Genomic DNA, 21,138 nt, shown 5'->3' on the forward strand with positions numbered 1-21,138 from the left:
AAAATCTGCTTTTCACATTCTGCTCTGCAACATACTCAAAAGCACTCCCGATAAATCTTATAAACCCTCTCCCGATCCAATTCCACGAAATTATTTGCCATCAACCTGCCCTGGTTCTCCAGCACAGAATCCGTAAACTCCTCAAGCTCCGCCTCAGTCACACCATACTCATGCAGAGCCTTCTTCGGAATCATCACATTAAGCAGCTTCTCCAGCTCTGCATAAACAACATCTACATCGCATCCAAGAATTTCTGCCATAAATTTATTCAGGCGTGCAATCTCTCCGTCACTCTTGATCTCCATATAATTATTGAGCACACCGGTAAACATTGCATAATTGGACTCACCATGAGCAACGTGATACTTGGCACCCAGAGGATAGCTCAGCGCATGAACAGCTGCGCACCCGGCATTACCAAAGGCAATACCTGCATAATTGGCAGCCATCAGGAAATCCTTCATCAGCGGAATTCTGGCTTCCTGTCCATGATCCCTGATCTCCATATATCCCTTCAGGATCATCTCGATAGCCTTATATCCAAACATTCTGGTTGTCTCATTTCCCTTAGGAGAAAGACTGGACTCCACAGAATGAACCAGCGCGTCAATAGAACTTGTCGCAAAAAACTGAAACGGCAGATCCTCCAGAAGCTCCGGGATCAGCACGGCAGAATCACCGTAAAGCTGCTCCACAGCCAGCCCCTTCTTCGTACCCTTCGTAGTCAGCGCAAGGATCGAGATATTCGTCACCTCAGAACCCGTACCACAGGTAGTGGGAACAAGCACCAGCTCCTTATTCTTCACGATCGGAAGAAGCCCGTCATAAAGATCCGTAACCGGAGAAATATTCTCCAGTGCAAACAGCTTGGAAAGATCCAGAATACTGCCGCCTCCAACAGAAATCACTCGCTTCGCATCCTTCGGCACATCCTTCCAGATCGCCTCTGCCATCACATCCGTAGGCTCACCCTTACCATAATCCTCACGGAAGATCACATCACAGCCAAGACCAAGCGGCTCAAAAAATTTCTTAAACAATCTCTTATTGGTAAACAGCAGATCTCCCTCACCAAGCTTAAATTCCTCCGCAAACTGCCGGCAATTATCAAAGCTGTAAATCGTCGGCCTGATCATCAGTTCCTGCATAATTTCTCCTCCTGTCAGCCCCACATTTCAAAGAAGCTTTCTATAAAAATTTTATACAGCTATAATAACACAGGCAGGCAGCCATCCGCATCAATTATCACAACGGAATTAAATGCCACATTTCCCGTACGCTCAAAAAAACTTACCGGAATCACAATGTCCAGCTCTTTTGCAGCTGCCTCCCGTACCAGTTTTTCTGCCTTCGCAAGTGTCGCCTCTCTGTCCCAGCTGCATGCCATCTGCGTAGCTGCCACTACAACTTTCCGCATAATCCACCAAATCCCTTCTGTTTTTTTTCATACGTTCAAACAATCCATCGCTTCACTGCCCGTCTCTGCAAATCCTATCTCTGACATTCTACAGCTGAAATTTTCTCTTAACAGCATCTACCAGGAAATCCGCTGTGCCTCAAAAATCTTATCCTGGGTATTGCTGGTTCCTTTTCCAAGAGGAAACATCATCCTGGAAAAAGGACTTACCTTAACTTTTTTTGCCGTCTCCTCTGCTTCATCCACTACAGAAACCGGAAGATTCAGTTTTCTGGCTGCCTGGTCCACGATATCCCTGTAATAATATTCAATACCAAGCTTTTCGGCCATTTTTTTTGCAATGGGACGGCCCATGCTGCCGAACTGCCTGGTGATCGTAACTACATATTTACTTTTTCCCATATAAAAGTTCCTCCCGATTTGATGTTTTTAATGTTCATACCATCCAACGATTCCAGGATTCAGATTGATATTGATCTGTTTGATCTCCTGATATTCCTCAAGTCCCTGAACACCAAGATCACGGCCGATTCCGGATTTCTTGTAGCCGCCCCACGGAGCTTCGTTAAATGTCGGGTTGTAACAGTTGACCCAGGTAATACCTGCACGGATCTCTTTGATCACCCTGAGTGCTCTGGAACCATCGGCGGTAAATACTGCTCCGGCCAGACCATACTCCGTATCGTTTGCCATATCAATGGCCTCCTGCTCTGTTTTAAACGTCTGGACAGTCACGACCGGTCCGAAAATCTCCTCCCGGACAATGGTCATATCAGGAGTACAGTTATCAAATATGGTTGGTCTTACATAAAAGCCGTTCGCACACTCTCCCTCTGTATAGCGTTCACCACCGCACACAAGAACAGCACCTTCCTCAACACCCTTCTTAATGTAACCCAGAACTTTATTCATATGGCTTTCAGACACCAACGGGCCCATATCCGGATTTTCCATAGGATTTCCAATGGTGATTGCATTTGCTTTCTTTGCAAGACGTTTCACAAATTCATCCTTAATGCTTTCCTCAATGATAATTCTGGAGCCTGCAGAGCACACCTCTCCCTGATTCAGGAAAACACCGATCATAGCCCACTCCACTGCACCATCCAGATCTGCATCTGCAAAGATCACATTCGGGGATTTTCCGCCAAGCTCGAGGCCGATCTTTTTCACATTACCTGCTGCCGCACGCATAATACTCTGTCCAACCTCTGTACTTCCGGTAAAAGTAACCATATCCACATCCTTACTCTCTGCAATACGGTTTCCTGTAATTCCACCGGGACCCAGGATCAGGTTCACACTGCCCTTCGGCATTCCGATCTTTTCAAAGATCCCAAACAGCTTCACGCAGGAAAGCACACAGTTGGAGCTTGGTTTAAACACAACGCTGTTTCCTGCCGCCAGTGCAGGAGCCAGCTTCCACACGCCCATCAGGAGCGGATAGTTCCACGGAGTGATCAGCCCGCACACACCAACCGGCTCATGAACGGTATAGGAATGCATTTTTCCGAACCCCTCATTTACTTCATAAACACCACCATGAGGCATTTTTAAGATTCCGGCATAATAACGGAAACAATGGATGGCGTCATCCACATCTGCCTCCGCCTCTCTTAAAGGCTTTCCATGATCCATACAGTCCAGCTTCGCAAAATCATCTCTTTCTGCATCAATAGCATCTGCAATCTTAAGAAGAACATCTGCCCTTGTCTGGCTGTCCATATCACGCCATTCCCTTGTCACATAAAAAGATTTCTTTGCTGCTGCGATCGCTTTATCAACATCCGTGGCATTACCTTCTGTTACCATGGCAAGAACCTCACCATTTGCAGGATTTAATGTAGGAACAGATTTTCCTGTGCTGCCTTCTACCCATTCACCGTCAATAAACATTTTCTGAAGCTCCATAATCGTCCTCCTTTATCTGATCTTTTCACTTTCAAAATAATTCGCTTCCACCTTCATTCCCCGGATCTCTTCCTTATCCACATCAAAAAGATCTCCGCTCAGAACAATGATATCCGCCATTTTTCCCGGCTCCAGCGTTCCCATTGAATCCTCCACATGATAAACATGAGCCGCGCCAATAGTGTAAGCTTTCAGTGTATCTGCCATGGGAATTTTTTCCCACGGGTTGGTCGATGTAAGTTTTCCCTCATCGTCTCTTCTTGTAACTGCTGCATAGATCGTTGTAAACGGATCTACCGAAACAACTGGATAGTCAGTTCCAAGAGCAAGCTGGCCGCCATGTTCTGCCAATGTCCGGAACGGCCACTGAAGCCTTGCCCGTTTTTCTCCGATCTGGTTCACCTTTCCATTAGCTGCAAGTGTTACATGATAAGGCTGAATCGAAGGGATCACATCCAGCTCTGCAAAACGATCCAGATCATCTGGATGGATATTTTCGATATGCTCTATCGTATTTCGAAGCCTGTGCTCTCCGTTCACTTCTGCCGACTTTTCAAAAAGATCCAGTGCCATCCGCACCGAACCATCCGCAATACAGTGAAGCCTTACCTGTATTCCTGCCTTATTCGCTGCGATGATCTCCTTCTGCATTTTTTTCTCAGGCCACAGCGGAAGCCCCTCGCCGCAGGTTTCCGGCTTGTCTGTATAAGGCTCCAGCAGAAGTCCCGTATATGTTTCTGTCACACCATCAATAAATCCCTTCACTCCTGCAATATGAAAATGAGGCGAATCAAAATGTTTCTGAAATCTGAAATACCTGGAAAATTCTGTATATCCGAAAAGCTTCATGTAGGAAAAAATCTGCGCTTTCAGTCCCTCTTCCTCATCCAGTTTTTTCAGAATCTCATATTTTTTCATGGTATCTTCTGTATAGTCATCTGCAAACATTTCGCTTGCAGCGGCAATTCCGTGATCTGCCAGCACATCCTGAAAATTCCGATGGATTTCCAGCATTTCTTCCTCTGAAAACTCCATATATTTTTTCTGTGCAGGTTCGCAGGCTGCCGGTTCCAGGAGAAGACCGCTGAGCTCACCATTCTCAAATTTTACATTCACACCGTTATCCATTTTCCGGTCCGGATCGATCCCCGCCTCTTCCAGTGCTCTGGAATTCAGCCACATGCTGTGGCAGTCGGCACAGGTAAGATATACCGGTCTGTCAGGAATAGCTTCATCCAGAAGTCTCTTATCCGGAAGTGGTTCGTCACCCCAGTTTGTAATAAACCATCCAGAACCTCGAATTCTTTTATAATCCGGATGTGCATCCGCAAATTCTTTTATGATCTTTACACATTCTGCCTGAGAACGTCCCCTTCCCAGATCTGAACACACATATCTGCTTCCGTCAACGGCTCCGGAAAAAAGATGTGTATGTGCATCCAGAAAAGATGACATGATCATTTTTTCTCCGTAATCATAAAGAGACCAGTCCGCATAATCCTTATCTCTGTGGTAATCCCATGGAAGAACTGCCCGGATCTTTTTATCCTCAACTGCAATCGCAGCCGGTCTTGGGAAATCTTCAAGCCCTGTAAAAACATTTCTGCTTCTTAAAATAAATTTTCCCATAAGCCCTTCCTCCTACATCACGAAACCGCAGATCAGAAATCCCACAACGGAAAGTACACTTGCAATGATGACGTATGGAAGCTGTGTCAGTGCGTGCTCCATATTGTCAATTCCTGCACTCTGTGAAGAAAGAAGTGTTGCATCTGTATAAAACCACGCATCTTCTGGTTGCGATAGCTCCAACAATAATAACCAGAAGAATAAAAATTGCAATCAATCCAGTGTTCATTTTTTTCTCCCCTTTCTTTCTGCCAAACGAAAAAGGACATACCCGATCAACGGATATGCCCCTTCGCATAAAACAGCTCTTTTTTCCCGAAACAAAAAACGGCGCATTTACTGCTCTATCGCAATAAATACACCATTGTATGTTTCATATGTTTCGTGTTTTTCTTTTTTGATATTGATATACTATTCTTTTTCCGTTTCTGATACAATGCTTAATTTCGGGAGTTGAATTAATTCTTTTTAATTATATCTACTTGATTTCAAGTATATGTAGCAGTATACTTATTGTCAAGTGTTATTCGCAATCTGCATAAGAAAAGGAGAACCCTCATGGAAAAAAATACCTTCCTGATGATCAACGACATAATCTACGATCTCTATTCCTGCACCAGTCTCAACGAGATCAAGGCTAAATTTCTGCATCGCCTGAAAATGGTGATCCCTTACAGCTACGCCAGCATCCTTCTCCATGAAAATACCGAAGATCCCGACACCATCCGTCTCACCAGTCCCATTTGTATCCCGGAAGCCTTCATCGAAGCCGAAAACGAATACATGAAAGTAGCCGATGAAGATCATCTCCTCTGGCTCCTCCACTCCCGCGAGCCTCGTCTTGTCCGTGAAAGCGACCTCCTGGAGGATCAGCAGCGCCTTAACTCTCCACTCTATGTCCACTGCTACCGCAAATTTCATATATTTGATTCCATGCAGTACGCCAGCGTCTACCAGCAGGAGCTCCTGGGTGTCCTCACCCTCTTCCGCACTGAAAAGGACGGTCCCTTCACCAATGAAGACATGTTCTACCTTCAGGCCATCGGCATGCACTTAAACGCAGTCCTCTACCAGATTGCCCACCAGCAGCCTCAGACCAACAGCCTTAAGCAAACCCTCGGCCACCTGAAAACCAACAACCATCTCACTGCCAGAGAACTTCAGATCGCCGAACAGATCTTCCAGTACCGCAACAACGACGAGATCGCCCAGTCCCTCGGCATCCGTGAAAACACCCTCCAGAAACACCTGCAGAATATCTTCCGCAAAACCAATGTAACCTCCCGGTGGGAACTCCTCCGATTACGCATGCAGTAATAATGTCAAAAGGTTATCCGAAAAAGGCTCCGCAGCCACCCGATCCCGGGTCAGCCACAGAGCCTTTCTCATTATATACAGTTAGTCATACAATCCATTCTGCTCAAAATCCCTGAACATACTGGCCTCACCATCATCAGCAAACACATCTGCATCATCCTGCTTAGAACCATCCTGTCCACCCTGGATATCCGCATCCTGGGAATCCTGACTATCCTGTGCCGCACTCTCCTCAGAGCTGTCCTTACTATCCTTATCGGAACTGTCATCCTTACCAAGCTTCACAGTAAAAGTCTTCTCTTTATACTCATTGCCATCCTGAACAGCAACTGTCACATCAATTTTTTCCTTCGGCTCATAATACTGAAGCAGTTCAACCAACTGATCAATACTTGTGATCGTCTTACCATCAAACTCTGTGATAACCATATTCTTGGTAATACCAGCATCATCAGCAGGACCATCCTCAGTTACCTTTGAAACAAATACACCCTGCGGGATACCATAGATCTGAACAGCCTCATCACTGACTGTACTGCCTGTGATTCCAAGAATACCATGATTATCAACCTTATCTCTGGCTTTCGCATTCATCATATTCTCAAGAGAATCTGCAACATCAGAAATCGCAATGGCATAACCCATACCCTCAACCTCAGTAGAAGCAAGCTTGGAAGAGTTAATACCAACAACCTCACCATCCATATTCAGAAGCGCACCGCCACTGTTACCAGGATTGATAGCCGCATCTGTCTGGATCAGGTTAACGCCCTTATTCAGGCTGCTGCTGTTATCAGAAGAATCATCCGACTCAACCTGACCTGAAGAATCGATCTTACGGTTCTTTGCACTGACAATACCTGTAGTAACAGACTGTCCATAGCCAAGTGCATTACCAATGGCAACAATCTGCTCACCGATCTTCAGATCATCAGAGCTTCCGATCTTTGCAACGGAAATAGCATCCATTGTATCATCAGAAACGTCTTTTGTATCAACAGATACAACTGCCAGATCCTCATTTTCATCAAATCCTTTTACAGTTGCCTCATAAGCACTGCCGTCTGCAAAAGCAACAGATAATGTATCTGCTCCGTCAACTACATGATAGTTTGTTGCGATCAGAAGCTCGGATTTTGTTTTTCCGATGATAATACCGGAACCACTTCCCTCTACTTCCTGCTCCTGGCTCGGTGCATACTGAGAGCCGAACATGCTGTAGTAATTCTGAACCTCCTGAACAGATTTTGTTGTGATCGCTACAACGGAAGGCATTGCTTCCTCAGCAACATCGGATACATCCAGACTGCCTTTTGTATCAGAAGCTTTTGTATCACTGGTATCTTCTGTTTCTTCATCAGCTTTCTTCTCGGATTTCATAAGTGTAAGCTTCTCAGAGCTATCTGTTGCTGCCTGTACAGACTGTGCACCTGAGAAATAGTTAATACCCTCGTAAGCTCCGACACCAATACCACCAGCAAGCACTGCACACAGGCTGATGGTTGCACCTTTTTTAACAAGTTTCTTTATTTTTAATTTTCTGTTATTGTTCATGATTAAGTCCCTCCCTGGAAAAAGTTCTCTCTGTTTCCTTTTGATGCTTCAAAGTATATGATCCAATTGTGTTTACTTTGTGGGAAAAATGTGTTTTATTTGTTAAAACTTTTCACGGACATCACAATTACAAACCATGCAACCTCAAGAAGTACGATCATTCCACCCGGCTTCAGCCCGGCATAATAGGAAAGAAAAAGTCCCGCAATGGTAGTGCAGACAGCTACAAGAACCGCACAGATCAGTGTCCCCTTATAGCTTTTTGCCATCTGCATGCCGCAGGCCACCGGCACGACCAGCATGGAAGAAACGATCAGCGTTCCCACTGTACGGGATGCAACAGAGACAGTCAACGCAGTCAGGATCGTAAACATAAAATTAATATTCCGCACAGAAACCCCTGAGATCCTTGCTGCATTCTCATCAAACCCAATATAAAAAAGCTCCCTGTAAAAAAACAGTACCGCAGCCAGAACCAGTACACTGATCACAACTACCAGTGCAAGCTCTCCCTCACTGATAGACACAATACTTCCGAATAAGAAGCTGTTCAGACTGGCACCGTTTTCCACGAATCCGGACAAAACACCTGCCAGTCCGATCCCGGCAGACATAACGATCGAGATCGCCACCTCCGAATACCGCGGGATTTTTTTCCGGATGGCTTCAATCCCAAGTGCCGCAACAATACACATTACCACAGCACCAGCCACAGGATTTATCCCAAGGATCAGTCCCAGCACCACTCCTGCCAGGGACGAATGGGAAAGTGCATCTCCGATCATGGACATTCTCTTCAGTACGATCGTTATTCCGATACAGGGAGTGATCACAGCCAGAAGGATTCCCACGAGAAAAGCCCTCTGCATAAATCCATATTGTAAAATACTCATACCTCGTCAATTCTCCCTTCTTCTGCTCTGAAAAAACGGTTGGCTCCTTTAAATTCACTGGAGTTTCCATGTGTCACCATAAGGATCGTAAGCCCCTGTTCTTCATTACGCTTCTTCAAAACCCGGGCAAGTGTTTTCACAGAAACTGTATCCATTCCCGTTGTCGGCTCATCCAGGATCAGGATTTTCGGATTTCCCACCAGTGCACGTGCCAGCATGACTCTCTGCTGCTGCCCGCCGGAAAGCTCACCGATCCGCCTTTTCCAGTATTCTTCCATCTCCATTTCCGCAAGAACAGCTTTCAGCCGGGGGATCTCCTTTTTCGCCCGAAAACGCGCCCTCCATGATGAGGAATAGATTCCCGTCATCATAATCTCCTCCACAGTAGCCGGAAAATTCTGGTTCCTGCTGATACTGTTTTGCGGAACATATCCCAGATCTCCCTTTCCGAATGTTGCGGAGATATCTTTTCCATTTACTTTAATACTTCCCTCCTGAGCTTTCAGCTCACCAAGAAGAAGCTTCAGAAATGTACTTTTTCCACTTCCGTTCTCACCGGTAAGAATCGCATAATCGCCATCCTTCACCTCCAGATTCACCTGATCCAGCACAGGCGTCCCAGTATAATGAAACGAAAGATTCTCTATTGAAATTCCCATCATCTCACCTGCTTTCTATTTCATGCCATGCAGCACAGCTGTTCAGCCATGACCATCAATCCCTTAGTTTAACGCCATCTTCAATGCTGCCAGATTCTTTCTCATCACAGAAAAATAATCCTCTCCGTCCTGAATATCCTCCTCACTTAATCCCTCAATAGGATTCAGCACAGCCGTAACCGCATCCACTTCCTTTGCCACCGTTTTCGCCACCTTGGGGCTTGCCAGCTCCTCAAAGAAAATGGTATGGATATCAAACTCTTTCGCATATTCAATCACTTCCTGCATCTTCGCAGGATCCGGTTCCGAATCCGGTGTCAAACCTTCAATGGCCAGCTGCTTCAGATCATAAGCATTACACAGATACCCGAAAGCTTCATGAGCCACAATGATATCCCTGCTCTTTATATCTGCCAGCCCTTCCCGGAATTCCTGATCCAATTCATCAAACTCCCCCGCATACTTCTCGTAGTTTGCTTCATAATAATCCCGGTTCTCCGGATCTGCCTGGCAAAAAGCATCTCGAATATTTTTCATCTCCTGCTTTGCCCTCAGAGGATCCAGCCAGACATGAGGATCTTTCCCGTTATCTCCATGAGCATGATCCCCCTCACCATCCAGAAGTTCCACACCATCCGATGCCTCAGCTGCGATCAGATCCTGATTCTCCAGCGTGGCCAGCACATCCTCAGCCCAGTGCTCCAGATCTGCACCGTTATATACAAAAACATCCGCATCCTCAAGATTACGGATATCCGTAGCTGCAGGTTCCCAGTCATGAGGCTCCGTTCCCGCCGGAACCATGTCTTTCACCTCAACCTTATCTCCGCCAACTTTCTGCGCGAAGTCGTACATGGGATAAAAACTCGCCATAACCTTAATCTGCCCGTCATCCGAAAAAGGCTTCCCCACAGTTCCGGCTCTGTGCAGTCCATATCCAACCACACTGCCAACGATAAGGATCGTTGCTGCCAGAACTGCTGCCGCCCCGATCTTATTTTTGTTAGAACTCATTATCTTCTCTTCCTCCGGCATCCATCACAATATCCATAAAATACCGTCCGGCTCTGATCGATTTCAAACCCATGCTCATCCAGCACATGCCCAACGAAATGATCAATACAGCCGCACTGCAGCGGAATCGTATGTCCGCATTCCAGGCACACAAGCTTTCCATAATTTTTCCGCTCTTCGTCCCGGACAAAACGGTACTGAGCCGCTGCTCCTTCCACAGACGGAACCTTCAGCACCGCACCTTCTTTCTGCAGCCGCTCAAGCCCCCTGTACACCGTCGTCCTTCCTATATGGATATCCTTTCCGCGAAGAATATCCATAAACTGATCAATCGTATAAAAAATATCTCCATGCTCCTGCAGACATTCCAGAATCAATTTCTGCTGCCTGGTACTGTATTTAATTTTTTCTTCCATATATCTGCCACTCTCTTTCAACTATAGCAATTCCGACAATTCATGTTCTGCACAGCTGAACCTGATGCAGTAATTTCCGGGAGTACTATAATCACTCAATCGTCAATCGGATATTCGCAATCCGCTTTCGCTACTTGCTCATAACCGAATAACTGCTCCGCAGTTTATCAGGAGGGGCTTGTACCCCTCCTGATACAAGTAAGTCCCACCCACTGCTTATTGCTCCTCGCAATTGAAGCAGGGGACTTACTTGATTCGGTTAAAATTTGAATTTGAAAACCGTTTTCATATTACATTCAAAAAAATTTTTCGTCAAGCCGTTTTTTCGTAACATATGTCACTGATTTTCTGATTCTTCATTTCGCAGTCAAAAAAACTGGTATGTTCGCATAAAAGCACTTTATCTCCACCTTTTTTTATGATAAAATATAACCAAGACTTAACCAACAGAAAGAAGGCAGACCTCTATGAAATCACAGCGACTTGATATGATCGAAGAATATGTGTTGGAACACAAGAACGCTTCTCTTGATACATTATGTGAAACATTCAACGTATCAAAAAACACCATCAGAAGAGATGTCGATATCCTTCTGAAACGTGGCAGTATTATGAAGGTATACGGCGGTGTTGCCGCACTTGAGACCCCTCAGACACTTCCTCTTCTGTCCTACGAAGAACGGGGCGGCCGTTTCCCTGAAGAAAAGAAAGAAATCTGCCGCCGCGCCGCAGAGCTTGTGGCTGAAGACGACACCATCTATATTGATACCGGCACAACCTGCCTGAACCTGGTCGATTATATTGCAGACAAACATTGCACCATCCTTACAAACAGTCTTCTTATCTTCAACAAAGCAGCATCTTATCCTAACCTGGATATCATCTCCGTTCCCGGAAGACTGAATCGTAAAACTCTGTCCTTCACAGGCCCGGATATCAATGATTATCTGAAGACTTACAACATTTCCATGGCATTTATGGCCTGTACAGGCGTTACTATAAAGAGCGGTCTCACCAATGCCAGTGCAGAAGAATACATCACCAAGAAAGCCATTGCAGAGAATGCCAACAGCCTGATCCTTCTTGCCGACCATTCCAAATTCGGCCGGATCTCACTTATGACTTACTCTCCAATGGAAAAACTGGATGGTATTGTTACAGACCAGACCCTGCCCGAAGAATACGACAGCTTCTGTCAGGATCACGGAATCCGGGTTATGACTATCGACTGATCAGCTTTTATCAAAAAATAATGCACCTGCCAAGAATTCAGCAGGTGCATTATTTTTGAATATGCTTATTTCATCAGAGGATTTTATCTTGTGAGCGGATCTTTATAATCCGCTCTGTATTAACATAGATTTATTCACGAGGTCTGTATTATGCCTCAGTACTTCCTTCCCATGTGCCGACTTTTCTCTTTCCGGCAGCCTCGTCGAACCAGTGAGTTGTAACTGTTTTTGCTCTTGTGAAGAAACGATATCCATCTCTTCCGAGAACATGAAGATCACCGAAGAAAGAATCTTTATTTCCGGAGAATGGGAAGTATGCTGTCGGAACCGGAATACCAACGTTGATTCCTACCATACCGCCGTCTGTTTCCATAGCAAATTTACGGCTGTAGTATCCGCTCTGTGTAAAGATACAGGAACCATTTGCAAACGGGTTAGCATTCATGACCCTGATTCCCTCTTCATAATCTTTCACACGTTTGATACATGTAACAGGTCCGAAGATCTCTCGGTTTCCTACTGTCATTTCCGATGTTACATGATCAAGGATTGTCGGCCCTACAAAGAATCCGTTCTCATATCCCGGAACTACTACATTACGTCCGTCAAGAACAAGCTCTGCACCCTCATCAATACCTTTCTGGATCCAGCTGCAGATTTTCTCTTTATGTCCGGCGTTTACAACCGGGCCAAGGTCTGTATCTTCATCGTAAGCACATCCAAGTTTCATAGCTTCTGCTTTCTTCTTAAGAAGTGCAACGAACTCGTCTGCGATACTCTCCTGTACGCATACAACCGGAAGAGCCATACATCTCATACCGGCACATCCATATGTAGAGTTGATGATAGCATTTACAGTTGCCTCAAGGTTACAGTCCTCAAGAACAAGTGCATGGTTCTTAGCTTCACACTGAGCCTGAACACGTTTACCATGAGCTGCTGCTTTGGAATATACCTGTTTACCAACACCTGTTGTTCCTACGAATGTGACAGCTTTTACCCTCTCATCTGTAAGAAGGATATCGGCCTCTACACGGCTGCAGGTTACAAGGTTTACAACTCCCTTCGGGAATCCACCTTCTTTGTAAAAGAGCTCCATGATTCTCATAGATGTAAGCGGTGTCTGGGAGCTCGCTTTCAGTACGACTGTATTTCCGCATGCGATGGAAAGCGGAACCATCCAGCCCCAGGGGATCATTGCAGGGAAGTTCATCGGAACAATACCAGCAGTTACTCCAAGTGGTTTACGATATGTAGCTGTATCATAGCCTGTTGTTACCTGCATTGCAGCATCACCCTGGATCATGGTCGGAAGTGCACAGGCCTCTTCTGTAGGCTCGATCGCTTTCTGAACATCTCCTCTTGCTTCTTTAATATTCTTTCCGAGTTCTTTCGCACAAAGCACGGAAAGCTCTTCTTTATGTGCATAAAGGATATCTCTCCATTTAAACATGTACTGCTGTCTCTTAGCCAGTGAAAGTGCTGACCATTCCGGATATGCAGCCTGTGCAGATGCAATCGCCTCCTCCACCTCATCTGGTGTACAGCAGGGAACCTGTGCAATCACCTCGCCTGTACTGGAATCTGTTACATCCATATATTTCTCTGCTTTGGACTCTTTCCACTCACCGTTTACACAGTAACCCATTTTTTTAATTTCAGCCATTTTTAACAATACCCCTTTCATTTTTTGATTTTGTTTCATGGTTATATTTATATTGTGTCGTTTTTCTTTGTTATGGTCACATATTATCATTTATTTTAATTTTTGTCAATATGTCATGGTTATATCTTGAGTATGTTGTTTAAAAATACATGTTAATTTATTCACACTTTCTATCCTTTTTTAATTTACATTAGGAAGTCTTGTATTAGCTGATTTTTGTTTAAAATTTCGCATATTATGTTGTTGTTTTTCATTCAATATCAGCTCAAAAGATACTCATTTTCGTTATTTCCATAACAGACAATCACAGATTAAGGCAGAAAAACCGGCTGATTCATAGAGAGAATATATAAAAGAGGGACTATAAACTATAAGAATTACTCCCATAAGCTCCCGAGATACATCCATTTTTGAGATTTCACCCCTTATATTTCAATATTTTTGCAGCAAGAAAGAAATACATTTGTGCGTATATTACGGACATCATTGTTTTCCCATAGAATTTATGCCGAAATGCACTTAACGCATAAAAAAAGTCCTCTGCTGACTGTTTTTCACAGTCAGGCAAAAGACTATTGATTGATTTCTGTCAGGCATCCGATAAAATCATCCACATCCACTGCTTGCTTATCCCGATAAAGGTAAGTCTCCACCCACTGCTTATTGCTCCTCGCAATTGAAGCAGGGGACTTACTTGATTCGGTTAAAATACCATCTGTACAAGCAGCATATACAGCACAGTTCCACCCCCAATACTAAGCAGCGTACTCCTCTTCCACTTATGCAGTATTGCAATAAATACAATTGTGATCAGCTCCGGAACACCATAATGGCCGCTTCCCGGAACATCCTTCATACAGTACACTACCAGCAGTCCGATCACTGCATACGGCAACACAGTGCCGAGATATGTGATCACTGCAGGCGGTTCTTTTCCTTCCGGAAAGATAAGAAACGGCAGAAAACGTGTTGTCATCGTACCCAGAACGACCACTGCGATAGTTACAATCTGTTGTGTTATTGTCATTTTATATTTCCTTTCGTCATGCAGTCTGCTTTATTGCTATGATATCGTCTTCTCAGCCTTTCCCAGTCTCTCTTTTCTTTTATTCTCATCATGTTTTTTCATTCCCACAAAACACAGAATAATAGATGCCATAGCCGGAAGTATAAAATTATCACTTCCGAAAATCATCAGGCATATCACCGAGCATGCCACTCCTACCAGTGCCGACTTATGATCCTTTGCTTCTTCCCATTGATTGATGAACATAACCACAAACAATGCAGTCATAACGAATTCAATACCAGTTGTATTGAAATGGATCACATACCCCAGAAGTGCCCCTGCTGTCGCTCCAGTCACCCAGTAAAACTGATTCAGTGCATTAACAAAAAACATAAACCAGCCTCTGTCCACATCTTCCGGCGGGTCTACAGTACAGTTAACAGTAAATGACTCATCACACATGCCAAAGATAAGATAAAACTTCTTCCAGCCTGTATTTTTGTACTTTTCCAGCATGGAAATACCATAGAACAGATGTCTCGCATTTACCATTAACGTAAGAAAGAACGCATATACCGGATTAAACGCTGATAAAAGTAGATTCGCCGTAACAAACTCCATAGATCCTGCGTAAATAAAAAAGCTCATGCACAACGGATATACAAAAGAAAAGCCCTTGCTTCGCATCATAAAACCATAGGACATGCCCAGAAACAGAAACCCCACACAAATAGGCAGAGTGTATGGCAAAGCTGCTTTAAATGCTTTTTTCTTCATACCTCAGATGGATTTCCTTTCTTTTATTTTCACGTTATACTTTACTTTTTCTGTCTGTGACTGTCAAGAATGTGTACTGAGCTTTTTTTGCAATCGTTTTCACTATAAAAGCGTATATAAAAGCCGCCATATGTTTCACGTGAAACACATAGCGGTCAGATATTACAATTACACTTTTTTTAATTCACGGTTCTCATCCAGCATGACCGTATCACCTTCATTAATATCTCCCTCATACAGCAGCCTGTCGTTGTGCCGCAGACTGATCTCCTGTCCATCCTCATTTTCCAGAAGAACTACCGACATAAGTTCTGCCCCTGGCTGCCGTTCTTCACAGCCAAAATCGATATCTTCTTCTATCCTCAGCACTTTACATTTCACTATTAAAGTTCCTCCATCCTGTCCACTTCAGCAAAACATTTTCAGTAAGACATTCATTTGTATTCAGACAAGCTTTCATCAGGCAGATAAAACATCCTCATATGCTTTCAACGTTCTCTCATTGAACAGAACAAATCGTACAACATCAAACTGGCCGGGATTTGCTTCACAGAATTCTTTTACTGTTTTTACAGCAATACGGGCTGCTTTTTCTAAAGGATAGTGATATACTCCTGTGGATATGGACGGAAATGCGATCCTGCGGATTCCATGATCTGATGCCACCTGTAGAGAATTATGATAGGCATTTCTCAAATCTTCCGGTTCTCCACTGTCTCCTCCATGCCAGATTGGCCCCACTGTATGGATCACGTATTTACATGGCAGCCTGTAAGCCCCTGTAAGCTTCGCCTGACCTGTTTTACATCCATGCAGGCCTGCACACTCTTTCAGCAATTCCGGTCCTGCTGCATGGTGAATTGCGCCGTCTACACCACCTCCGCCAAGAAGACTGTTGTTCGCAGCATTAACAATCGCTTCAACATCTGTAACCTTTGTAATATCGCCCATTACTGTCTCGATCAAAGCTCCCATGTTCTTACCTCCTGAAAATCATTCCAACATCTTTTCTATTGGTCAACCAGACATTCCATCATGACACTCTTTGCAGGATTTCTGCGGCAGCAAATTCTGTCCCGGAACTTTCCTCCGCAAACTTTTTATCACTTCCAGCCGTAGCTGCATACGCTCTTCCAGCTTATTACTTCCATACACCACAAAGCACACCGGATAACCGCTCTGCAGCTTATATCTTCTCTCTGTTTCTTTACAGCTCGTCCAGCATCACATCACTAACTGCATCGTAAGCATCCTCCAACGCATCCAGTGCTTCTGTCAGTGTATCCATTTTTCTGTTATCTGCATTTTCTTCTTCGTAGGCCTCGATCACCTCTGCCATAACTTCTTTCAATTCCTGCAGGGAATTTGCAATATCCTGCAGCTTCTGCTCTTTATCCTCTTTTGATGTAATATTTACGATTTTACTCATTTTCTTTTCCTCGCTTTCCTTACTTCCAGTTTTTCCATACATCCGGCTGATATCCCACCGTGGCCTGTTTTCCGTTTCTGACGATGGGAAGTTTCAGCACTTTCTGATTTTCAAGAATTTTTTCTGCACGGTCTTCCTCTGCAATATATTTGATCAGTGCCAGCAGATCTTTATCCTTGCAGTTCTCATCGATCAGTTTCTCATAACCGCCCACAGCCTGGCATACAGAAGTCAATCGGATATTCGCAATCCGCTTTCGCTACTTGCTCATAACCGAATAACTGCTCCGCAGTTTATCAGGAGGGGCTTGTACCCCTCCTGATACAAGTAAGTCCCACCCACTGCTTATTGCTCCTCGCAATTGAAGCAGGGACTTACTTGATTCGGTTAAATTCACCTTTGCTCAGGCCTTTTTCCTTCATATCCACAAACTGATATTTAATTCCCCGTTCCTTGAAATAACGTTCTGCTTTCTTACTGTCAAAACTCTTCTTTGTTCCAAAAATCTGTATGTTCATACAACTATAATCCCACCTTCCTACAGCAAAATAAGCATCTATATCCTGTTCATAACCTCTTTGTTATACACTTATCTGTATTCATCTGACAAAACTGTTCGTCTTTATTTTTATTGTACCACATGCACGTATGCTGTTCCATCAGAACTGTGAAACTCTTTTTCCTGTTTTCTCAACAACAGTTACTATTCACTCCGTGACCAGCAACGCGCTTCGCGATGCACAGAAATCATGCTTTGCATATTTAACCGCAATGACTGCAATTCCGTCATCGGTAGCAAGCACGCTATCAAAATCAAGTACTTTATTTCGTTTTCTGCCTGTCAGCAGCTCCGATATTTTATATAATAATTTACAGCCATTTTTTCAAAATTTCGCTCAGCTTCTTTACATCCAGTGGTTTCGCGATATGCCCATTCATTCCTGCATTTTTTGCCATCTGTACATCTTCAGCAAAGGCGTTTGCAGTCATGGCAACAATCGGCAGCTGTCCTCGTTCACCCGATAACCCACGGATAGCAGCTGTTGCCTCATAGCCGTTCATAACGGGCATCTGAATATCCATAAATGCAAGATCATACCTGTTTGCAGGAGCATTCAGAACCTTTTCCACTGCGATCTTTCCATTTTCGGCATATTCGACTTCAACACCTGTCATCTGCAGAATCTCAGAAGTAATTTCTCTGTTTAATTCATTATCTTCCACCAGTAAAATTCGTTTTCCGCTGTAATCTGCGCTTTCCAGATAATCCCTTGCTGTCTTTTCTTTTTTTTCTGAAACAAATCGTCTCAGTGTAGCAGTCAGCCTGGATCGAAACAGCGGTTTTGCTATAAAAGCATCTACACCTGCTGCCTTTGCCTCCTCCTCAATCTCACTGAATTCAAAAGAAGACAGGAGAATGATCGTAATATCACTTCCAATACGTTTTCTGATCTGGCGGGCGGTTTCAATTCCATCCATCTCCGGCATCTTCCAGTCCAGGATTATGGCAAAATAATCTTCTTTTTTTTCGTGGTGCTCATAACATCTTTGTACCGCTTCTTTCCCGGAAAGCACCCATTCACCGGCAATTCCTATTTCACTCAAAGTTGCCACTGTACTTTCACAACAGATTTTATCATCATCCACAACCAGAACCGGAAGTTCGGCCAGTTCCTTTTCCTGCTCTTTTTCACTTTCCTGAAGCTTCAGAAAAATAGTTACTGTTATCTTTGTTCCCCGGTTCAGTGCACTGTCAACCTTGATGCTGCCATTCATCAGATTCACAATATTTCTGGTAATTGCCATACCAAGACCTGTTCCCTGAATCCTGGTAGTTCTCTGATCGTCTGCACGGCTGAAGGGCTCAAACATGATCTTCTGAAATTCAGGTGACATACCGATCCCGTTATCCTCGATGATAAACTCATAACAGCCAAGCTCCGAAAATCCATTTGGTATTTCCTCAATGGAAAACGTAATATTTCCTCCATCCGGAGTATATTTGATAGCATTACTCAACAGGTTTACAAACAGCTGCTGGATTTTCAGACTGTCACCGCAAACAGCCTCATGTTCAATGTGTCTGACATGCACTTCCAGAGCATGCTTATGCTCGTCTATACTCGGTTTTGTAAGTGTAACAAGATTATCTACCAGTTCAGGCAGACTGAAATCTTCCTCTGACAGTGACATCCTTCCGCTTTCAATGCGTGCCATATCCAGTACTTCATTTACCAGCCCCAGCAAATGGCGGCTTGATTTCGTGATCTTACACAGACATTCCATCACTCTGGCCTTATTATCAATATTCGCACCTGCGATCGCAGTCAGTCCGACAATGGCATTCATCGGAGTCCGGATATCATGAGACATATTAGAAAGGAACTCTGACTTCGCACGGCTGGCATTTTCTGCTGCCTTGTATGCATCCTTCAGAGCTTTGTGAGATTCAATCTCTGCCTTTTTCTCCTGAGATACATCCATGGAAACCCACAATACCTTTACCGGCTTTTCAGCCTCCCATTCCAATGGGATAAAGGAAGCGATTTTATAAACATCTTCATTTCGGGAACAATATTCAAATTTATAAATATCATTTTCTCCGGTCAGATTTTTACAGATATTTTCCGGTGAAAGCAGCATATCCATTGGTTCCAGTGGTTTCATAGTTTTATAATTTACAAGAAGCTGCTCCTGAAACTCACTGTATCTGCCCAGCGGTTTATAGATCATCTGCCCCTTCAGATTATAAAATCTGTACCTGTCATTTTTCAGATCACAGACAGCAAAACGGTCAACCAGACGCACCATACTCTGGATCAGCTGTTCCTTGTTAGCATTATCAGAAGCCATTTTTTGCAGCTTTATATTTTCTTCCTTTGCCTCTGTAATATCTCTGAGGAAAATCATGGCATATTCAGAATCTTCTATTTCACCACGCATGATCACATTGCGTACCCAGCGTTCTTTTCCGTTCAGTATGATACGGCATTCCAAACTCAGCTCCGTCTCCAGACCCTTTAATTTTTCTGCGATATAAGAACGATTATAGAAATCTGTTACTGCCTTTTTGTTCTCATCTATAACATAATATTCTACAAAATGACTGATAAGTTCATCCCAGGTATGGCTTTTTTCAAATGCAGTCATCAAAGAAGCTTCCACCTTAAAGGTATCAAAAGAATTTTTTTCCAGATTTACATAATATTCGCATAAATTCGACTTTGTAAAAGCACGGTGAAGGGCAGCTAACTTCTGTTCCTGTATAATTCTTTTTTTCTCTGTATCGATATTAACAAAAATTCCCGCAATCCTGTTGGCCGTACCATCCACGCGGCGTATCACTTCTGCTGATGCACGAAACCACTGATATCTGTTATCCTTCATTCTGAGACGGTATTCTACATTATATTTTATCTGATTGGTCCTATCTGCAATCGCTGAATAAAGCTGATTCATCACCCTTTCTTTATCCTGCGGGTGCAAAAGCTCTGACCAGGAATCAAGTTTATTCGGAAAATCCAGAATATCTTGATAGCCCAGCATTCTTCGAAAAGCATGACTCCAGCTTACATCAACGATTTTGCCGTTTTCGTCACAATCAAAATACCAGTGTCCGGAACAGATTGCTCCGTTTATCAGGGTCAGATTCTCATATTCCCAGTTAACCTGTACAGACATCGCCCAGATTTCCTGACCATTCTTATCTGTTGTATTCTCCTTATAAAGATACACATTGATCGGAGATCCGTCTGCTGTAAGAATCCGCCCTTCTCCTCTCCCTTTGATAAAGGGGAAACGTTCTTCATCCAGAAAGCTGACATTTTCACCGTAAAAAAGATTCTTAAGGGAACCTTTTGTCTGCTTCATAAAAGACTCATATGTATAACCAATATTATATAACAACAGTTCACTTACTGACAAAATAGTCAGCTCTGAATCAAAATAGCCCGTGATCGTGCCTACTCCACCATTATTTACTATTGTTTTCTGAAGTGCCTCAAATACATTATCTCCAAGTGCTGTCATGTTTGAAGAATATATTTTATCTTCATAGTTCCTTATACAACTCATTTCTTAGAAATTCTCCCCCATCTTATGCTATTGCTATCCTGATCCATTCTGCTTTTCATTAATTCCAGCCACGAAAAAAAGGCACCTGTCAGATAAGTCTGCAGGTGCCCTTGCTATGTTTTTTCTAAATCATCACATATT

The 21,138-nt window shown here is 43.8% G+C and carries 20 protein-coding genes and 2 pseudogenes; 2 read left to right on the plus strand and 20 right to left on the minus strand.

From position 1 onward, the window contains the following. Positions 1 to 35 precede the first annotated feature (35 nt). The 6 genes from HFM85_RS11030 to HFM85_RS11055 all read right to left on the minus strand — a co-directional run bounded on the left by HFM85_RS11030 (position 36) and on the right by HFM85_RS11055 (position 5,140). On the minus strand, positions 36 to 1,148 hold the full coding sequence (locus HFM85_RS11030) for a 4-hydroxybutyrate dehydrogenase (RefSeq protein ID WP_173738184.1): 1,113 nt from the start codon (positions 1,146 to 1,148) through the stop codon (positions 36 to 38). A 59-nt stretch (positions 1,149 to 1,207) separates the two neighbouring features. Next, a complete protein-coding gene (locus HFM85_RS11035; protein WP_243251564.1) occupies positions 1,208 to 1,417 on the minus strand; it encodes a carbon-nitrogen hydrolase family protein in 210 nt (69 codons plus the stop codon). A 117-nt stretch (positions 1,418 to 1,534) separates the two neighbouring features. After that, positions 1,535 to 1,819, minus strand: coding sequence for a cytidylate kinase family protein (locus HFM85_RS11040; RefSeq protein ID WP_173738185.1), 285 nt, complete (start codon positions 1,817 to 1,819; stop codon positions 1,535 to 1,537). Positions 1,820 to 1,846: 27 nt separating this feature from the next. Further along, a complete protein-coding gene (locus HFM85_RS11045) occupies positions 1,847 to 3,328 on the minus strand; it encodes an aldehyde dehydrogenase family protein (protein WP_173738186.1) in 1,482 nt (493 codons plus the stop codon). Positions 3,329 to 3,340: 12 nt separating this feature from the next. Next, positions 3,341 to 4,957, minus strand: a complete 1,617-nt coding sequence (locus HFM85_RS11050; RefSeq protein ID WP_173738187.1) for an amidohydrolase — start codon at positions 4,955 to 4,957, stop codon at positions 3,341 to 3,343. Between the two features lie 12 nt (positions 4,958 to 4,969). Continuing rightward, positions 4,970 to 5,140 carry a hypothetical protein gene (locus HFM85_RS11055; RefSeq protein ID WP_173738142.1) on the minus strand — a complete coding sequence of 57 codons (171 nt, stop codon included), beginning with the start codon at positions 5,138 to 5,140 and terminating at the stop codon, positions 4,970 to 4,972. 375 nt (positions 5,141 to 5,515) lie between these two features. Between HFM85_RS11055 and HFM85_RS11060 the strand changes: the two genes are divergently transcribed. Beyond that, a complete protein-coding gene (locus HFM85_RS11060; RefSeq protein WP_173738188.1) occupies positions 5,516 to 6,274 on the plus strand; it encodes a helix-turn-helix transcriptional regulator in 759 nt (252 codons plus the stop codon). A gap of 81 nt (positions 6,275 to 6,355) precedes the next feature. Here HFM85_RS11060 and HFM85_RS11065 read toward each other — a convergent pair whose 3' ends face one another. From HFM85_RS11065 to HFM85_RS11085, 5 genes are all read right to left on the minus strand, one after another. Next, positions 6,356 to 7,828 (minus strand): S1C family serine protease, encoded by a 1,473-nt coding sequence (locus HFM85_RS11065; RefSeq protein WP_173738189.1) that lies wholly within the window; start codon positions 7,826 to 7,828, stop codon positions 6,356 to 6,358. A 95-nt stretch (positions 7,829 to 7,923) separates the two neighbouring features. Next, a complete protein-coding gene (locus HFM85_RS11070; RefSeq protein ID WP_173738190.1) occupies positions 7,924 to 8,721 on the minus strand; it encodes a metal ABC transporter permease in 798 nt (265 codons plus the stop codon). Further along, positions 8,718 to 9,383, minus strand: a complete 666-nt coding sequence (locus HFM85_RS11075) for a metal ABC transporter ATP-binding protein (protein WP_119240518.1) — start codon at positions 9,381 to 9,383, stop codon at positions 8,718 to 8,720. Before HFM85_RS11075 ends, HFM85_RS11070 begins: the two co-directional genes overlap by 4 nt. Positions 9,384 to 9,443: 60 nt before the next feature. Beyond that, positions 9,444 to 10,394, minus strand: coding sequence for a metal ABC transporter substrate-binding protein (locus HFM85_RS11080; protein WP_173738191.1), 951 nt, complete (start codon positions 10,392 to 10,394; stop codon positions 9,444 to 9,446). Beyond that, positions 10,394 to 10,810 (minus strand): Fur family transcriptional regulator, encoded by a 417-nt coding sequence (locus HFM85_RS11085; RefSeq protein ID WP_173738192.1) that lies wholly within the window; start codon positions 10,808 to 10,810, stop codon positions 10,394 to 10,396. The genes HFM85_RS11080 and HFM85_RS11085 overlap by 1 nt, the downstream gene beginning before the upstream one ends. A 467-nt stretch (positions 10,811 to 11,277) precedes the next feature. Between HFM85_RS11085 and HFM85_RS11090 the strand changes: the two genes are divergently transcribed. Beyond that, on the plus strand, positions 11,278 to 12,042 hold the full coding sequence (locus tag HFM85_RS11090) for a DeoR/GlpR family DNA-binding transcription regulator (protein WP_173738193.1): 765 nt from the start codon (positions 11,278 to 11,280) through the stop codon (positions 12,040 to 12,042). Positions 12,043 to 12,190: 148 nt separating this feature from the next. On the opposite strand, the gene HFM85_RS11095 is transcribed toward HFM85_RS11090, so the two are convergent. From HFM85_RS11095 to HFM85_RS11135, 9 genes and pseudogenes are all read right to left on the minus strand, one after another. Further along, on the minus strand, positions 12,191 to 13,708 hold the full coding sequence (locus tag HFM85_RS11095) for a CoA-acylating methylmalonate-semialdehyde dehydrogenase (protein ID WP_173738194.1): 1,518 nt from the start codon (positions 13,706 to 13,708) through the stop codon (positions 12,191 to 12,193). 703 nt (positions 13,709 to 14,411) lie between these two features. After that, positions 14,412 to 14,735, minus strand: coding sequence for a branched-chain amino acid transporter permease (locus HFM85_RS11100; RefSeq protein ID WP_173738195.1), 324 nt, complete (start codon positions 14,733 to 14,735; stop codon positions 14,412 to 14,414). A gap of 36 nt (positions 14,736 to 14,771) precedes the next feature. Next, positions 14,772 to 15,494, minus strand: a complete 723-nt coding sequence (locus HFM85_RS11105; RefSeq protein WP_173738196.1) for an AzlC family ABC transporter permease — start codon at positions 15,492 to 15,494, stop codon at positions 14,772 to 14,774. Between the two features lie 168 nt (positions 15,495 to 15,662). Beyond that, positions 15,663 to 15,875 carry a hypothetical protein gene (locus HFM85_RS11110; protein WP_173738197.1) on the minus strand — a complete coding sequence of 71 codons (213 nt, stop codon included), beginning with the start codon at positions 15,873 to 15,875 and terminating at the stop codon, positions 15,663 to 15,665. Between the two features lie 78 nt (positions 15,876 to 15,953). After that, complete coding sequence (locus HFM85_RS11115) at positions 15,954 to 16,469, minus strand: O-acetyl-ADP-ribose deacetylase (protein WP_173738198.1); 516 nt, start codon at positions 16,467 to 16,469, stop codon at positions 15,954 to 15,956. Between the two features lie 232 nt (positions 16,470 to 16,701). After that, entirely contained in the window at positions 16,702 to 16,923 is a 222-nt protein-coding gene (locus HFM85_RS11120; RefSeq protein WP_173738199.1) for a hypothetical protein, read from the minus strand. A gap of 19 nt (positions 16,924 to 16,942) precedes the next feature. Next, positions 16,943 to 17,152 (minus strand): annotated as a pseudogene (locus HFM85_RS11125) (arsenate reductase family protein); the annotation flags it as partial. A 151-nt stretch (positions 17,153 to 17,303) separates the two neighbouring features. Further along, positions 17,304 to 17,441 (minus strand): annotated as a pseudogene (locus HFM85_RS11130) (arsenate reductase family protein); the annotation flags it as partial. A 352-nt stretch (positions 17,442 to 17,793) separates the two neighbouring features. Further along, positions 17,794 to 20,988 (minus strand): response regulator, encoded by a 3,195-nt coding sequence (locus tag HFM85_RS11135; RefSeq protein ID WP_173738233.1) that lies wholly within the window; start codon positions 20,986 to 20,988, stop codon positions 17,794 to 17,796. Positions 20,989 to 21,138: the final 150 nt, after the last annotated feature.

The organism is Blautia schinkii, assembly GCF_013304825.1.
Classification (GTDB): domain Bacteria; phylum Bacillota; class Clostridia; order Lachnospirales; family Lachnospiraceae; genus Blautia_A; species Blautia_A schinkii_B.

Coding starts and splice junctions, on each gene's coding strand:
- HFM85_RS11075 (WP_119240518.1), bottom strand. CDS start 9,383: ATGATGGGAATTTCAATAGAGAATCTTTCGTTTCATTATACTGGGACG.
- HFM85_RS11080 (WP_173738191.1), bottom strand. CDS start 10,394: ATGAGTTCTAACAAAAATAAGATCGGGGCGGCAGCAGTTCTGGCAGCA.
- HFM85_RS11095 (WP_173738194.1), bottom strand. CDS start 13,708: ATGGCTGAAATTAAAAAAATGGGTTACTGTGTAAACGGTGAGTGGAAA.
- HFM85_RS11065 (WP_173738189.1), bottom strand. CDS start 7,828: ATGAACAATAACAGAAAATTAAAAATAAAGAAACTTGTTAAAAAAGGT.
- HFM85_RS11085 (WP_173738192.1), bottom strand. CDS start 10,810: ATGGAAGAAAAAATTAAATACAGTACCAGGCAGCAGAAATTGATTCTG.
- HFM85_RS11100 (WP_173738195.1), bottom strand. CDS start 14,735: ATGACAATAACACAACAGATTGTAACTATCGCAGTGGTCGTTCTGGGT.
- HFM85_RS11115 (WP_173738198.1), bottom strand. CDS start 16,469: ATGGGAGCTTTGATCGAGACAGTAATGGGCGATATTACAAAGGTTACA.
- HFM85_RS11090 (WP_173738193.1), top strand. CDS start 11,278: ATGAAATCACAGCGACTTGATATGATCGAAGAATATGTGTTGGAACAC.
- HFM85_RS11045 (WP_173738186.1), bottom strand. CDS start 3,328: ATGGAGCTTCAGAAAATGTTTATTGACGGTGAATGGGTAGAAGGCAGC.
- HFM85_RS11035 (WP_243251564.1), bottom strand. CDS start 1,417: ATGCGGAAAGTTGTAGTGGCAGCTACGCAGATGGCATGCAGCTGGGAC.
- HFM85_RS11060 (WP_173738188.1), top strand. CDS start 5,516: ATGGAAAAAAATACCTTCCTGATGATCAACGACATAATCTACGATCTC.
- HFM85_RS11120 (WP_173738199.1), bottom strand. CDS start 16,923: ATGAGTAAAATCGTAAATATTACATCAAAAGAGGATAAAGAGCAGAAG.
- HFM85_RS11040 (WP_173738185.1), bottom strand. CDS start 1,819: ATGGGAAAAAGTAAATATGTAGTTACGATCACCAGGCAGTTCGGCAGC.
- HFM85_RS11105 (WP_173738196.1), bottom strand. CDS start 15,494: ATGAAGAAAAAAGCATTTAAAGCAGCTTTGCCATACACTCTGCCTATT.
- HFM85_RS11030 (WP_173738184.1), bottom strand. CDS start 1,148: ATGCAGGAACTGATGATCAGGCCGACGATTTACAGCTTTGATAATTGC.
- HFM85_RS11050 (WP_173738187.1), bottom strand. CDS start 4,957: ATGGGAAAATTTATTTTAAGAAGCAGAAATGTTTTTACAGGGCTTGAA.
- HFM85_RS11070 (WP_173738190.1), bottom strand. CDS start 8,721: ATGAGTATTTTACAATATGGATTTATGCAGAGGGCTTTTCTCGTGGGA.